18 protein-coding genes are annotated in these 12,415 nt (G+C 68.4%); 12 read left to right on the top strand and 6 right to left on the bottom strand.

What is annotated here, in order from left to right; genetic code table 11:
* Position 1: 1 nt before the first annotated feature.
* Both L2Z93_RS12900 and L2Z93_RS12895 read left to right on the top strand, forming a co-directional pair.
* Positions 2–1,030 carry an alpha-ketoacid dehydrogenase subunit beta gene (locus L2Z93_RS12900; RefSeq protein WP_090591279.1) on the top strand — a complete coding sequence of 343 codons (1,029 nt, stop codon included), beginning with the start codon at positions 2–4 and terminating at the stop codon, positions 1,028–1,030.
* The gene (locus L2Z93_RS12895) at positions 1,027–2,211 is read left to right on the top strand and encodes a dihydrolipoamide acetyltransferase family protein (protein WP_090591283.1); all 1,185 of its coding nucleotides are present in this window, start codon (positions 1,027–1,029) and stop codon (positions 2,209–2,211) included. The genes L2Z93_RS12900 and L2Z93_RS12895 overlap by 4 nt, the downstream gene beginning before the upstream one ends.
* Here L2Z93_RS12895 and L2Z93_RS12890 read toward each other — a convergent pair.
* Positions 2,208–2,984 carry an enoyl-CoA hydratase gene (locus tag L2Z93_RS12890; protein ID WP_090591286.1) on the bottom strand — a complete coding sequence of 259 codons (777 nt, stop codon included), beginning with the start codon at positions 2,982–2,984 and terminating at the stop codon, positions 2,208–2,210. The two genes, L2Z93_RS12895 and L2Z93_RS12890, sit on opposite strands and share 4 nt — an antisense overlap.
* A complete protein-coding gene (locus L2Z93_RS12885) occupies positions 2,974–3,933 on the bottom strand; it encodes a DUF808 domain-containing protein (protein WP_090591290.1) in 960 nt (319 codons plus the stop codon). The genes L2Z93_RS12890 and L2Z93_RS12885 overlap by 11 nt, the downstream gene beginning before the upstream one ends.
* Positions 3,934–3,988: 55 nt before the next feature.
* On the opposite strand from L2Z93_RS12885, the gene L2Z93_RS12880 reads away from it, so the two are divergent.
* Positions 3,989–4,675, top strand: coding sequence for a PAS and ANTAR domain-containing protein (locus L2Z93_RS12880; RefSeq protein WP_090591293.1), 687 nt, complete (start codon positions 3,989–3,991; stop codon positions 4,673–4,675).
* Positions 4,676–4,792: 117 nt separating this feature from the next.
* On the opposite strand, the gene L2Z93_RS12875 is transcribed toward L2Z93_RS12880, so the two are convergent.
* A complete protein-coding gene (locus L2Z93_RS12875) occupies positions 4,793–5,155 on the bottom strand; it encodes a PE-PGRS family protein (RefSeq protein WP_234786205.1) in 363 nt (120 codons plus the stop codon).
* Between the two features lie 183 nt (positions 5,156–5,338).
* Here L2Z93_RS12875 and L2Z93_RS12870 point away from each other — a divergent pair, with 183 nt between their 5' ends.
* The 4 genes from L2Z93_RS12870 to L2Z93_RS12855 all read left to right on the top strand — a co-directional run bounded on the left by L2Z93_RS12870 (position 5,339) and on the right by L2Z93_RS12855 (position 7,015).
* Entirely contained in the window at positions 5,339–5,548 is a 210-nt protein-coding gene (locus L2Z93_RS12870) for a hypothetical protein (RefSeq protein ID WP_090591300.1), read from the top strand.
* 53 nt (positions 5,549–5,601) lie between these two features.
* Complete coding sequence (locus L2Z93_RS12865) at positions 5,602–5,757, top strand: DUF6131 family protein (protein WP_090591304.1); 156 nt, start codon at positions 5,602–5,604, stop codon at positions 5,755–5,757.
* 137 nt (positions 5,758–5,894) lie between these two features.
* On the top strand, positions 5,895–6,272 hold the full coding sequence (locus L2Z93_RS12860; RefSeq protein WP_272938680.1) for an anti-sigma factor: 378 nt from the start codon (positions 5,895–5,897) through the stop codon (positions 6,270–6,272).
* A gap of 26 nt (positions 6,273–6,298) precedes the next feature.
* Positions 6,299–7,015 carry a SigB/SigF/SigG family RNA polymerase sigma factor gene (locus L2Z93_RS12855; protein ID WP_234786210.1) on the top strand — a complete coding sequence of 239 codons (717 nt, stop codon included), beginning with the start codon at positions 6,299–6,301 and terminating at the stop codon, positions 7,013–7,015.
* A gap of 38 nt (positions 7,016–7,053) precedes the next feature.
* On the opposite strand, the gene L2Z93_RS12850 is transcribed toward L2Z93_RS12855, so the two are convergent.
* Complete coding sequence (locus L2Z93_RS12850; protein ID WP_162561994.1) at positions 7,054–7,398, bottom strand: STAS domain-containing protein; 345 nt, start codon at positions 7,396–7,398, stop codon at positions 7,054–7,056.
* 540 nt (positions 7,399–7,938) lie between these two features.
* On the opposite strand from L2Z93_RS12850, the gene usfY reads away from it, so the two are divergent.
* Genes usfY through L2Z93_RS12835 form a run of 3 tightly spaced genes read left to right on the top strand, consistent with a single transcriptional unit; the run spans position 7,939 to position 9,142 of the window.
* Positions 7,939–8,247, top strand: a complete 309-nt coding sequence (usfY, locus tag L2Z93_RS12845; RefSeq protein WP_090591317.1) for a protein UsfY — start codon at positions 7,939–7,941, stop codon at positions 8,245–8,247.
* Positions 8,247–8,915 (top strand): methyltransferase, encoded by a 669-nt coding sequence (locus L2Z93_RS12840; protein WP_090591321.1) that lies wholly within the window; start codon positions 8,247–8,249, stop codon positions 8,913–8,915. The genes usfY and L2Z93_RS12840 overlap by 1 nt, the downstream gene beginning before the upstream one ends.
* Positions 8,912–9,142 (top strand): CDGSH iron-sulfur domain-containing protein, encoded by a 231-nt coding sequence (locus L2Z93_RS12835; RefSeq protein ID WP_090591325.1) that lies wholly within the window; start codon positions 8,912–8,914, stop codon positions 9,140–9,142. Before L2Z93_RS12840 ends, L2Z93_RS12835 begins: the two co-directional genes overlap by 4 nt.
* Here the strand turns inward: L2Z93_RS12835 and L2Z93_RS12830 are convergent.
* The gene (locus L2Z93_RS12830) at positions 9,104–10,111 is read right to left on the bottom strand and encodes an iron-containing redox enzyme family protein (protein ID WP_090591625.1); all 1,008 of its coding nucleotides are present in this window, start codon (positions 10,109–10,111) and stop codon (positions 9,104–9,106) included. The genes L2Z93_RS12835 and L2Z93_RS12830 overlap by 39 nt on opposite strands.
* Positions 10,112–10,116: 5 nt before the next feature.
* Positions 10,117–10,995: an SDR family oxidoreductase gene (locus tag L2Z93_RS12825; RefSeq protein WP_099541315.1), complete on the bottom strand. Its 879-nt coding sequence runs from the start codon at positions 10,993–10,995 to the stop codon at positions 10,117–10,119.
* A gap of 194 nt (positions 10,996–11,189) precedes the next feature.
* On the opposite strand from L2Z93_RS12825, the gene L2Z93_RS12820 reads away from it, so the two are divergent.
* Complete coding sequence (locus tag L2Z93_RS12820) at positions 11,190–11,615, top strand: ATP-binding protein (RefSeq protein WP_109395674.1); 426 nt, start codon at positions 11,190–11,192, stop codon at positions 11,613–11,615.
* Positions 11,612–12,385, top strand: coding sequence for a SigB/SigF/SigG family RNA polymerase sigma factor (locus tag L2Z93_RS12815; protein WP_090591337.1), 774 nt, complete (start codon positions 11,612–11,614; stop codon positions 12,383–12,385). The genes L2Z93_RS12820 and L2Z93_RS12815 overlap by 4 nt, the downstream gene beginning before the upstream one ends.
* Positions 12,386–12,415 lie beyond the last annotated feature (30 nt).

The raw sequence follows: 12,415 nt of genomic DNA, 5'->3' as shown, positions 1-12,415 counted from the left end.
GATGACCCAACTCTTCGAGCGCCCAACGGCATTCGAGACGCCCGTCGCTCCGGCCGAGCTGACCATGGCGGCCGCGATCAACGCCGCGCTGCGCGACGCGATGGCCGATGACGACCGTGTCCTGGTGTTCGGCGAAGACGTGGCGACGCTGGGCGGAGTGTTCCGGGTGACCGAGGGACTGTCCGAAGCCTTCGGCGCGGCACGCTGTTTCGACACCCCGCTGGCCGAATCGGCGATCATCGGGGTGGCGATCGGCATGGCGCTGCGCGGACTCGTGCCGGTGCCGGAGATCCAGTTCGACGGCTTCAGCTATCCGGCGTTCGACCAGATCGTCAGCCACCTCGCCAAGTACCGGATGCGCACCCACGGCGACGTCGAACTGGCGGTGACGGTGCGGATTCCGTCCTTCGGCGGTATCGGAGCGGTCGAGCATCACTCCGAATCGACCGAGACGTATTGGGCGCACACCGCCGGGCTGCAGGTCGTGACACCGTCGAATCCCTCCGACGCGTACTGGTTGCTGCGGCACGCCATCACCAGCCCCGACCCGGTCGTCTACCTCGAACCCAAACGCCGGTACTGGTCGCGCGGCGCGGTGGACACCGAGCGTCCCGGGCCGGGTATCGGCCGGGCGGCCATCGCCCGTCCCGGGGACGACGTCACCGTGATCACCTACGGCGGACTGGTCGACACCGCCTGCGCGGCAGCCGATCTGGCCGCGCGCGAGCACGATTGGAGTCTGGAGGTGCTCGATCTGCGGTCGCTGAGCCCGCTGGATTTCGACACCGTCGCGGACTCGGTGCGCCGCACCGGCCGGGCGGTGGTGATGCATGAGGGACCGCGCACCCTCGGATTCGGCGCCGAGTTGGCGGCCCGGCTGTCCGAGGATCTGTTCTACGACCTGGAGTCACCGGTGCTGCGCGCCACCGGGTTCGACACCCCGTATCCGCCGGCTCGGTTGGAGAGGTTCTGGCTGCCCGGCGTGGACCGCTTGCTCGATTGTGTGCGACGAACTCTGGAGGCGCCGTGACGACCGACTTCTGTGTCCCAGACCTGGGGGAGGGTCTGGAAGAGGCCACCATCGTCGAGTGGAACGTCGGGCCCGGCGATGAGGTCGAGCTGAACCAGACGCTGTGCACGCTGGAGACGGCCAAGGCCGCCGTCGAGATCCCCAGCCCGCGGGCCGGCCGGGTGGTCGCACTCGGCGGCGAGGTGGACCAGGTGCTCGCGGTGGGGGCGCCGCTGGTCCGCTTCGAGGGCGGCGAACCCGCTGCCGCGCAGCGGGATTCGGTGTGCGCCAACGGCGCGGTGCTGGTCGGCTACGGGACCGACTCCCGCGCCGATCGCAGTCGACGGTCCACGGGGAGCCGGCCGCGGGCCAAACCGTCGGTGCGCAAGCTGGCCGCCGAACTCGGCGTCGACCTGGGCGACGTCGAGGCGGGCCCGGACGGAATCGTCACGCGTGAGGCGGTGCTAGCCGGGTTCGACGAGCGAGGTACGAGCGAGGAAGAGGCCCGGCGCATAGCACCAGCTGGTGAGGAGCTGGTCGCGGTGCGCGGCGTGCGCGCCGAGATGGCCAAGCGGATGAGCGCAGCGCGCCGGGAGATCCCCGACGCGCACGCCGGTGTGGACGTCGACTGCGCCCGGCTGCTCGAACTGGCCGAGCGGATCGAGGTCAGCCCGTTCGTGCTGACGCTGCGGATGCTGGTGCTCGCGCTGGGGCGGCACCGGATCCTCAACGCCGGCTGGGTCGACGGGCCCGACGGCCCGCAGCTGCGCGTGCACCGCGCCGTGCACCTGGGATTCGGGGTGGCCGCGCCACGCGGGCTGCTGGTCCCGGTCGTCCGTGACGCACAGGCGAAGACCACCCGCGAACTGGCGCTGACGGTGGCGACGCTCATCGAGGACGCCCGGTCCGGCCGCATCCGGCCGGCGGAGCTGGTCGGCTCCACCTTCACGGTGTCGAACTTCGGCGCGCTGGGCCTCGACGACGGCGTCCCGGTGATCAACCATCCGGAGGCGGCGATCCTGGGCATGGGGGCGATCCGCCCGCGCGCCGTGGTCATCGACGGCGAACTCGCTGTGCGGCCCACCATGCGGCTGACCTGTGCCTTCGACCACCGGGTGGCCGACGGCGCGCAAGTCGCCGCCTTCCTCACCGATCTGCGGGCGCTGATCGAGGCGCCCGAGACCGCGCTGGCGGACCTCTAGGCCCGGCGCATCGCCGAGCGCAGCCGCTCTTGGAATTCGGAGGAGCGAATGGAGGCGGCCTGCGGGCCCAGTTCGATCTGCAACGCGGCCCGGTGGTCCTCGACGTCCACGGTTCCGGGTCGGGAGGTGGCCCGCATGCTGGCCTTGGTCGCCAGCACCACCTCCCGCGGCGCGGTGGCCGGACCGTCGGCCAGCAGCAGCGCGTCCTCAAGCGGGTCGGCGGCGACGCGCAGCGCCAGTCCGCAGGCCACCGCCTGCTCGGCGTTGAACCGCATCCCGAACAGCAGGGCGGCGCGGGCCACCTGCGGGCCGACGGCTCGCTGCAGCATCCAGGTCGCGCCGCCGCCGGGATGAATCCCCAGGCGCTGGAAACGGGCGTCGAACAACGCGTGCTCGCCGGCGATCCGGACATCGGCGGCTAGCGCGAGATTCAGCCCGGCCCCGACGGCGGCGCCATTGACCGCCGCGATCGTCGGCAACGCGCAATCCGCGATCGCCATGAATCCGTCGTAGATCCGCAGCAGCCCCTCTTCGGCGGCCGTGCCGAGGGCGCCGAGGTCCGCGCCGGCGCAGAACGCCTGACCCGCGCCGGTAACCACCAGCGCGTGCGCGCTCTGATCTTCCTCGGCGCGCCGCACGGCCGCGCGCAACTGCGCGGACATGGCGTCGGTCACCGCGTTGCGCCGGCCCGGATCGTTGACGGTCAGCACGGCAACGCGTCCGCCGGTGTGCGACGGGTCGGTCAGCCGGTATTCGACGAGCTCAGTGGGCATCGTCGGCAGCCTTCTTGTGGCCGAAGGGCAGCACGCTGACGATGGCCACGACCAGCGAGCCGACGACCAGCCCGATCACCGCCGAACACGCGGTGTTGGCCAGCCAGGCCAGCGCCGGTCCGGCGGCCCCGGCGGCGGGGCGCACCGCCTCCTCCAGGTGGTGCACTATGTCGTACGGGCCGTGCCAGCCGACCTCGTGTGTCCCGACCAGCAGAATGTGCCCGCCGACCCACAGCATCGCCACGATCCCGACGGTGGACAGCGTCGCCAGCACCTTGGGCATGCCGACCACCAGGGCGTGTCCCACCCGCTGGGCGAACGCCGAACTGCGCTCGCGCAGGCTCAGTCCGACATCGTCCATCTTCACGATCAGCGCGACCACGCCATAGACCACGATGGTGATCACGAAGGCGACCACCAGCAGGATGATCAACCGCGGCCAGAACGCCTCGCTGGCAACCTCGTTGAGGGCGATCACCATGATCTCGGCGGACAGGATCAGGTCAGTGCGGATGGCGCCGCGGACGGTCTTCTCCTCGGCCTCCTTGCCGCCCTCGGCCATCGCGGCCGCCGGCAGCTCGTGGTTGGCGTGCCCGGTCAGCCGGCCCCAGATCTTCTCCGCGCCCTCGAAGCACAGGTAGGTCGCGCCGAGCATCAGGATGGGGGTCAGCGCCTGCGGGGCGAACTGACTCAGCAGCAGCGCCACCGGCAGGATGATGAACAGCTTGTTGCGCAGCGAGCCGATCGCGATGCGCTTGACGATCGGCAATTCCCGCTCGGCGGCGATGCCCTGGACGTACTGCGGGGTGACAGCGGTGTCGTCGATGACGACACCGGCTGCCTTGGCCGTCGCGCGGCCGGCGGCGGCGCCCACGTCGTCGACCGACGCCGCCGCGAGTTTCGCCAGCGCAGCCACATCGTCGAGTAGCGCGAACAGCCCGGAACTCATCGATAACCTGCCATGCCGCCACGGTACCCGGGCCGGTGAGGAATACTGCGTCCTCATGGCCGGTGAGCTGACCGATCTGGGCGTGCAATCTCCGCTGATCCACGCCCTGGCGGCGGGTCAGCCGCTGCGGGTGGGATCCTTCCGATTTCTGTTCGAAGGCGAGCGGTGGGAATGGTCCCCGCAAGTGGAGCGGATGCACGGGTACGAGCCCGGTGAGGTGGAGCTGTCGACCGAGGTGGTGCTGTCGCACAAGCATCCCGACGATGTCGGCAAGGTCGCCCACACGCTGGAGGTGATGCGCCGCACGCGCGCCGCGTTCAGCACCCGGCATCGCATCGTCGACACCCAGGGACAGGTGCGGCATGTGGTCGTCATCGGCGACCAGTTGTTCGATGAGACCGGGGACGTGGTCGGCACCCAGGGGTTCTACGTCGATGTCACGCCGGCGGTCTCCGACGCGCATCAGCAGGTGGTCACCGAGGCGGTCGCCGAGATCGCAGAGTCGCGCGGGGCGATCGAGCAGGCCAAGGGGATGTTGATGTTGATCTATCGGATCGACAGCGACGCGGCTTTCGATCTGTTGCGGTGGCGTTCGCAGGAGACCAACACGAAGTTGCGATTGCTGGCCGAGCAGGTCATCGCTGATTTCGCGGGAGTCGACTACAGCGAGAACCTGCCGGAACGGGTGGTGTTCGACCGGCTGCTGCTCAGCGCCCATCGAAGGGTGGAGTCGGGGGGATAGTCCGGCGGGTTCGCCAGGCCTTACGGCGCCTGCCAGGCGGGGCCTGGCGGAAACCGGCCGTCGAATCCGCGGATCAGATCCGGCGACGAGCTATCCCCCCGACTCCAGACTGGGGGGTTAGGCGTGGCCGGAACCGCAGCCGATGCCCGGGATGCAGCCGCTGCCGCCGGGCTGCCCGTCAGGGCCGGCCTCCAGGCCGCCCTCACCACAGCCGACGCCGGGCACACAACCCTGGCCGCCGGGGGCGTTGCCGGGGCCGTTGTCCACGCCGCCGGAACCACAGGCGTCGCCGACACAGCCGTCACCGCCGGGGCCGGTCTTCGGCAGGATCTCGATCGCGGCCGGCGGGGTCGATGATCCGCTCACCGGGGCGGCGGCCGACGCGAAGGGCGCGGCCAGCACGGCAGAGGCGAGAGCTCCCGCGAACAGCAGGGGAGCGGCTTTGGCTTTCATACTGAGGGTGCGAGTTGAAGTGTTCATGTCAGTACGGGTAACCCGTCGGCGCGCGTCGAAAACCTCTCCGTCGCAATAAAATCGAGACCTTTGCCGAAATCCCTGATCAGGTGGCATCCGCGGGGTGATTTCTCACGGGATTCTGGGGCGTTTCCAAGATTTTCGCGGACCCCACGTTTGCGCCCCGACGGCCGCGGGTATCCGGCCGTCATGAGAGCTGGAGGATTGATCGGAACGCTCGTTTTGGTCTGGCTGTTGATCGGCGTTCTCGCCGCCTGGCAGCGGGACTATTTCAGTACGGCGTCCCCGACGTGCGCACGCGCCGGAGACATCGCACTGACGGTGCTGGCGGGCCCGCTCAACTACGCCGGCGTCAACCCGAAGGTCGGCGAATGCCGGCTTCCGGAGCCGTCGCAGTGACCTGTCAGATTTCGTGAAGTACCGCTGCAACCAAAAGAAATGAGGAGAGAAACATGATTGCCCTCGGCGTGATTCTGCTGATCCTGGGATATGTGCTGCACGTGTCCATCCTCTGGACGCTCGGCATCATCCTGCTGGTCGTCGGAGCCGTGTTCTGGCTGCTCGGAGCCATGGGCCGCCCGGTGGCGGGTCGACGAGCCTGGTACTAACCCTCGGACCGAGCCTGAGTTCCGTCATGGCACGGTCCGCCGATAGTAGGCTCGCCTCGATGTCTCACGACGGTCGAGCAACGAGCAATGAATCGGAACTTCAACCGATCCCGGCAATCGAGCCGGGATCGGTTGAAGTGCGTGTCGCGGCAGTGGTGGAGAACCTCGCCATGCTGCGCACACTGGTCGCGGCTGCCGCCGCATTCGAAGACTTCGACCTCGACGTGGTCGCCGATCTGCGTCTCGCCGTCGATGAGGCCTGCACCACCCTGATCGGGGCGGCGGTTCTGGGCTCCACGCTGGTGGTCGTGCTGGAGTCCCGCCCGTCGGAGTTTGTGCTGCACGCCGCCACCACCTGTGGCGACGGCGACCCATTCGACCGGGGCGGCTTCAGCTGGCACGTGCTCAGTTCACTCGTCGACGAAGTCTCCACCTCCACCTCCGCAGGGAGTTCCACCGAACACGGATTGGTCAGCATTTCGCTGCTCACCAGGCGCGCGAGCCTGTATCAGTGACATCGGAGTACGAGGGTGTCCCGGAAATGTTCCGGGACCTGCGGACATTGCCGATCGACTCGGTTGAGCACACGCGGCAGCGGGAACGGATCGTCACCCGCTGTCTGCCGCTGGCCGAACACATCGCGCTGCGCTTCCGCGGTCGCGGTGAACCGCACGACGATCTGGTCCAGGTGGCGCGTGTCGGGCTGCTGAACGCGGTGAATCGATTCGACGTCGACGCCGGCGCCGATTTTGTGTCCTTCGCGGTGCCGACCATCATGGGCGAGGTCCGGCGGCACTTTCGGGACAACGGCTGGTCGGTGAAGGTCCCGCGCCGGCTCAAGGAACTGCAACTGCGGCTCAGCGCCGCGACGGCGGAGCTTTCGCAACGGCTCGGCCGGCCGCCGAACGCGTCGGAACTGGCCCAGGAACTGGGCGTCGACCGCGATGAGGTGGTTGAGGGCCTGGTCGCCGGGAACGCCTACAGCACCAGTTCGATCGACAGTGGCGGCCGGGAAGACGCTCCGGCGCTCGCCGATTCCATCGGCGACGTGGACGCGGGACTGGAGACCATCGAGGACCGCGAGACGTTGCGGCCGTTGCTGCTCGGTCTGCCGGAGCGGGAACGCACCGTTTTGGTTTTGCGCTTTTTCGAGCACCAGACGCAAACTCAGATCGCCGAGCAGATCGGCGTGTCGCAGATGCAGGTGTCGCGTCTGTTGGCCAAAACCCTGGCCCGACTGCGCGATCAGCTCAGCTGACCGGTTTGGTCAGCTGAGCTGATCAGCGCGTCGGTCGGTTAACTGGCCGACTGCGACACCAGGTGCAGCGGTGCGGACTTCCGGGTCGCCGCAAGGGCGCTCAGCAGCGAATCGTGAATGGGCAGATCGGCCTTGCAGATCTGCAGCACCCGCTCGACGGGTTTGCAGCTGGTCGCTCCCCAGTGCACTCCGGCGTCGCGGTAAGCCTCGTCGAGCTGGGTGAGCGCGGTCAGGCCGGCGGTGCCGAAGAAGGCGAGGTGGGACAGGTCCAGAACCACGCTCTGAACCCGGTCGGTGTGTCGAGTCGCGTGCTCGACCAGCTCCGGGGCGGTCGCGGCGTCGAGTTCGCCCTCTACCTTGATGGTGATGATTGTCGGAGACAACCAGTGGGTGGTGAACCGTGCCCGACCAGCTCGCGGGGACGTGGCGGACGGAATCGGTGAAGAAACATTGGCAGGCATTTTAAGCTCCGTCAGTCGAATCTGTCATTCGTGCTGAGGCGCGTGCGCTGAGGTGATAGTTCCCTGCCCCAGCGCCCAGAGGCGCTTGCAGTGGCTGTGAACTCAACCGTTGCTCACGTTACGCCACCGCACGCCGGGAGACAAGCTTTTTGTCGAACGTGGCGCGAAATTAGAAGTTTGCTGAGAAGGCGCTCAAAGACGCTCGTGGCGGTCCGCCTCAGGAGCAGACCGCCACGAACTGGATGCAAGCGCGTCGGGTAATCGATCGCGGGGAATCCACGCCCGCCGGAGGCGAAATCCCGTCACATCGTGGGTACCTCCACCCATCGGGGCTCAAACCCGGGCCCGGCCACATGTCCGATGTTGTTCCAAATGCCCACTGCGCGAACATGATTCGCGCCGCTGTTTGGCCGAATCGAACGACGGGTACCCAAATCGCAGCGAAAGTGGAAAGGAGGAGCCATGAAAGCTCCCGAGGATCCCGTCGACCACGCCCGAACCACGAGAAAGCACGCCGGCGAGGCGGTGAAGGACAACCGCAATATGCCCGCGCTGCTGGTGCTGGGCGTTGCCGTGGTGCTGTTCGCCGTTGCGGTGGCGGCTTTCGCCCTTGGCCACTCCGTGGCCGGCGCGGTGGCCGGCGTGCTGGCGCTCGCCGGCCTGATCGTCGGCGGGCTGTGGCTGCGCACCGCGCACGAACAGGTGCGAGACATCGAGGACGACTGGCACGACCGGCACCCGGAAACGCCGCAGCAGGAGCCGACCAGCTGATGACCGCGCCGGCGGCCGCGGATGTCTACCGCCCCCAGCACGACTCCCGGTTGCTGATCGCGGCCCTGAGCGAGGCCGGACCGCTGCGCGGACGACGGGTGGCCGACCTGTGCGCCGGTAGTGGAGTCATCGGCTTCGCCGCCGCGAAGCTCGGGGCGGCGTCGGTCACCGCCTTCGAACTCAGCCCGGCCGCAGTGAGTTTGGCCCGGGCGCACGCCGCCGCTGCGGCGATCCCCGTCGAGGTCCGGCTCGGTTGCTGGACCCGCGCGTTGGACTGCCGGCCATTCGACGTGGTGGCCTGCAACCCGCCCTATGTGCCGATCGCGTCGGCCACGGCGCCGTCCGAACTGCCCGCGGACGCCGGGCCGATCTGCTCCTGGCACGGTGGCCACGATGGCCGCCGGGTGCTGGACCCGTTATGCCGGGCCGCGCCGGAGTTGCTGGCCGCCGGCGGGACCCTGCTGGTGGTCCAGTCCGAATACGCCGGCGTCGGACAGACCATCCGGCGCCTCGCAGAGGCCGGTTTGCGCGCCAGAGTCGTTGCCGCCGAACGGATCCCCTACGGACCGGTGCTGTCCTCGCAGGCCCGCGATTGGGAAGCCTCGGGCCGGATCGGCGTCGGCTGCCGCAGTGAGCGCATCGCGGTGATCCGGGCGGACAAGCCGTGAGCGACTCCCGATCGGTTCGGATCGCCGCCGGCGGGCCGATCCTGATCGAAGGCCCGGTGCGCATCGAAACCCCGGACGGGTCGATCGTGGAGTCGGATCGATTCATAGTCGCGTTGTGCGTCTGCCGGCGTTCCTCGTGCTACCCGCTCTGCGACACCAGCCACCGGCGTAAACGCCGCAGCTGCGGCTCAACCGGCGCCGATGGCGGTGCGGAGGCCACCGCGTAGCGAGCTGCGGCCGGCGTCCCAGCAGCGTCGCAGGTGCTCATCGAGTTGGCACTCGGTGAACTCCCAGGCACGGATGCCGAACACGATGTCGTCGGCCAACTGAGGTTCGAGGCGCACCAGGTTCGCTATCAACCCGTGGCTGACCACCTGTTCGTGGACCGCGTCGGCCTCCACGTGCTCGCGGTAGAAGTGCGCGCACGCCTCCGGCGCGCCCAACCGGGCCAACGCGTCGGCCATCCGTCGGGAACCCGGCGGCGAGGTGATCTCGATCGCCGCGAACTGTCCGGCTGCCGCGCCCCGCCAACGCCGATGCAGTGAGAACAGCGACATCAGGTTCACCACCGCGAGCGACGGCGCCGGGGCCTGTTCCAGGTAGCCCAGGTACGTGCTGTCCATGCCGGCGGCGTCCATCAGATCGGCCCACAGTTGCTGATGAACCCGGGCGGCGCTGCCCGCGCCGAACTCGTCGTACTCCACCGCGACGAACGGCGCCTTCGCCGGCGCCGGCAGCCGGGGAATGAGCCAGGCGTGCGGGTCGCCCTCCTTCAGGTGGTAGATCGACCGGTGGGCGAAGTACTCCCGCATCTGCGACCAGGTCCCGTCGGCGAGCAGCCGGTGGCTGACCCCATCTCCCTCAATGGGTTCGATTGCGAGCCTGCGCAATTCGTCGTCCACGCCAGACCCCGCTTCGATGACGCCGACGCGGCGGCGCAGCTCGGCGAGGAAGCCGCGCTCCAGCCGCCCGCGTAGCTCGATCAGCCCCGGATCCCACTCCCAATCCGGGTCGACATCGGCGAACCCGCGATAGTGCAGCTCGTAGCAGACCGTCAGCGCGAGCTGCGCATCCTCGCCGAGCGGATCACCGTCGGTGTGCGCCACGGGAGTCCACCGGCGGGGCGGCGGTTGGGTGAGCCGCCGCAGCAGCCCGGACGACACCGGGCCCCTGGGCGACGGAAGGGTCGGGGGCATCGCGCTCACCCCGGCAATGTCTCGCCGCCCAGCGGCGCCAGCACCTCGCCGCTGTAGTACGAGGACAGTCGACCGGCGGCGAAGAACACGTACGACGGCGCGATCTCGTCGGGCTGCGCGGGCCTGCCGAAGGGTGCGTTCTCGCCAAAGGACGCCACCCGCTCGGCGTCCATGGTCGCCGGAATCAGTGGCGTCCACACCGGTCCGGGCGCGACGCAGTTGACCCTGATCCCGCGGGGCTGCAACGACTGCGACAGCGCGTAGGTGAACGCGATCACCGCGCCCTTGGTCGCCGAGTAGTCGATGAGGGTCTTATTTCCGCGCAGCCCGTTGATCGACGCGGTGTTGACAATGGCGCCGCCGTCGGTCAAATGCGGCAAGGCGGCTTTGGTGGTGTGGAAGAAGCTGTCGATATTGACCGCGAAGGTGTGCCGCCACCGCTCGTCGCTGATATCGGTCAGTTGCTCCGCGACAGCCTGATAGGCGACGTTGTTGACCAGAATATCCAGTCCGCCAAACGATTCTGCCGTCTGTTCGACGACGTCGCGGCAGTGCTCGGGGTCGGCCAGATCGCCCGGCAGAGTGAGACATTTCCGTCCGACCGATTCGACCAATTCCGCCGTGCGCTGGGCGTCGTCGTGCTCCTCGAGGTACGCGATGGCGACGTCGGCGCCTTCCTTGGCGAATGCCGCGGCCACCGCGCGGCCGATCCCGGAGTCACCGCCGGTGATCAGGGCGCGTTTTCCCGCCAGCAGCCCGGCGCCCAGATAGTCGCGCATCTCGTCATCGGGTGGGGTGGGCATATACCGGGTTCGGCCGGGGTAGGGCGTCATGCCGTGGGGGTGGGGCGCAGCGGGCAGCTCTTTTTCGACTTTCGCGCTCATGCAGATCGGGTACCCGAGGCCCGCGCCGTCAAACACCGTGCGGTGACGCGGCTAACGGTTTAGCGCAGCTGAGCGCGGGTATCCGAAAGGCGAATCGAAGAAGAACCGTTGGCACGCTGAGTATTCCGAGCCGAATGTGCGACATTCGGCGCCCAGAGGTTTCGGCGCTGCAGGACATAGGGATGACGAATTCTATGAGGATCGCAGAACCAGGAGAACGCCGCACCCCCGACGTCAGCGAACGCGCGATCGAATTGCGGGTGAGTGCGACAGTGGAGAACCTCGTCGCGGTGCGCGCCGTCGTCGCCGCGATCGCCGCCAGTGAGGACCTGGACTTCGACACCGTGGCCGATCTGCGGCTGGCCGTCGACGAAGCGTGCACCGCGTTGATCCGCGCGTCGCTGCCCGGGGCGGATCTGGAGCTGGTGATCGACCCGGGTCCGGAGGCGTTCGTGGTCCGCGCGTGCACCACGCGTAGCGCCGGGAACGTCGTCGAGCCCGGCGGCTTCAGCTGGCACGTGATGAAATCACTGGTCGACGAGGTGGGCGCCATCCCGGTGTTCGACGGCGCCCCGGCGGGCATCAGGTTGCTGATGAGGCGAATGAGCTCGTACCGGTGAGTTCCGAGTACGCCGATGTGCTGCCCATGTTCGGGGAATTGGGCAGAATGCGGCAAGGATCACCCGAACACGCGGCTCTGCGGGACAAGATCATCGAACGGTGCATGCCGCTGGCCGACCACATCGCGCGGCGGTTCAGCGGCCGCGGCGAAACCCACGACGACCTGGTGCAAACCGCCCGCATCGGCCTGCTGAACGCGGTCAACAGGTTCGACGTCACCGCCGGATCGGAATTCGAATCCTTCGCGGTCCCGACGATCATGGGCGAGGTCCGCCGACACTTCCGCGACAACAGCTGGTCGGTCAAGGTGCCGCGTCGGCTGAAAGAGCTCCACCTGCAGCTCAGCAGCGCGACGGCGGAGCTGTCCCAGCGGATAGGCCGCGCGCCCACCGCGTCGGAACTGGCCGAAGAGCTGGGCATGGAACGCGATCAGGTCCTGGAGGGATTGATCGTCGGAAACTCCTACAACGCGCTGTCCATCGACGGCGGCAGCAGCGGACCGGACGCCGAGGTGCCGGCGATCGTGGACTCGCTGGGCGAGTTCGATTCGGAGATGGAGCAGATCGAGAACCGAGAGACACTGCGACCGCTGCTGGCCGGGCTGCCGGAGCGGGAACGCACGGTGCTGATGTTGCGGTTCTTCGAATCCCAGACCCAGACTCAGATCGCCGAGCGCGTCGGCGTCTCCCAGATGCACGTCTCCCGATTGCTGGCCAAGGCGCTGGCGAAGCTGCGCGACCAGCTTCAGCAATCCGACGAACCGCGCTGATCGGCGGTTTGGCGGGGCCGCCGACCGGGT

Source organism: Mycolicibacterium brumae (assembly GCF_025215495.1).
Taxonomy (GTDB): Bacteria; Actinomycetota; Actinomycetes; order Mycobacteriales; family Mycobacteriaceae; genus Mycobacterium; species Mycobacterium brumae.
The sequence above is the reverse complement of the archived record's forward strand: the minus strand, read 5'-3'. Positions and strand labels throughout refer to the sequence as shown.

What these genes read in the sequence shown, in the direction of transcription:
- L2Z93_RS12900 (WP_090591279.1), top strand. Translation starts at nt 2, where the DNA reads ATGACCCAACTCTTCGAGCGCCCAACGGCATTCGAGACGCCCGTCGCT.
- L2Z93_RS12890 (WP_090591286.1), bottom strand. Translation starts at nt 2,984, where the DNA reads ATGCCCACTGAGCTCGTCGAATACCGGCTGACCGACCCGTCGCACACC.
- L2Z93_RS12885 (WP_090591290.1), bottom strand. Translation starts at nt 3,933, where the DNA reads ATGAGTTCCGGGCTGTTCGCGCTACTCGACGATGTGGCTGCGCTGGCG.
- L2Z93_RS12880 (WP_090591293.1), top strand. Translation starts at nt 3,989, where the DNA reads ATGGCCGGTGAGCTGACCGATCTGGGCGTGCAATCTCCGCTGATCCAC.
- L2Z93_RS12875 (WP_234786205.1), bottom strand. Translation starts at nt 5,155, where the DNA reads ATGAACACTTCAACTCGCACCCTCAGTATGAAAGCCAAAGCCGCTCCC.
- L2Z93_RS12870 (WP_090591300.1), top strand. Translation starts at nt 5,339, where the DNA reads ATGAGAGCTGGAGGATTGATCGGAACGCTCGTTTTGGTCTGGCTGTTG.
- L2Z93_RS12865 (WP_090591304.1), top strand. Translation starts at nt 5,602, where the DNA reads ATGATTGCCCTCGGCGTGATTCTGCTGATCCTGGGATATGTGCTGCAC.
- L2Z93_RS12855 (WP_234786210.1), top strand. Translation starts at nt 6,299, where the DNA reads ATGTTCCGGGACCTGCGGACATTGCCGATCGACTCGGTTGAGCACACG.
- usfY (WP_090591317.1), top strand. Translation starts at nt 7,939, where the DNA reads ATGAAAGCTCCCGAGGATCCCGTCGACCACGCCCGAACCACGAGAAAG.
- L2Z93_RS12840 (WP_090591321.1), top strand. Translation starts at nt 8,247, where the DNA reads ATGACCGCGCCGGCGGCCGCGGATGTCTACCGCCCCCAGCACGACTCC.
- L2Z93_RS12830 (WP_090591625.1), bottom strand. Translation starts at nt 10,111, where the DNA reads ATGCCCCCGACCCTTCCGTCGCCCAGGGGCCCGGTGTCGTCCGGGCTG.
- L2Z93_RS12825 (WP_099541315.1), bottom strand. Translation starts at nt 10,995, where the DNA reads ATGAGCGCGAAAGTCGAAAAAGAGCTGCCCGCTGCGCCCCACCCCCAC.
- L2Z93_RS12820 (WP_109395674.1), top strand. Translation starts at nt 11,190, where the DNA reads ATGAGGATCGCAGAACCAGGAGAACGCCGCACCCCCGACGTCAGCGAA.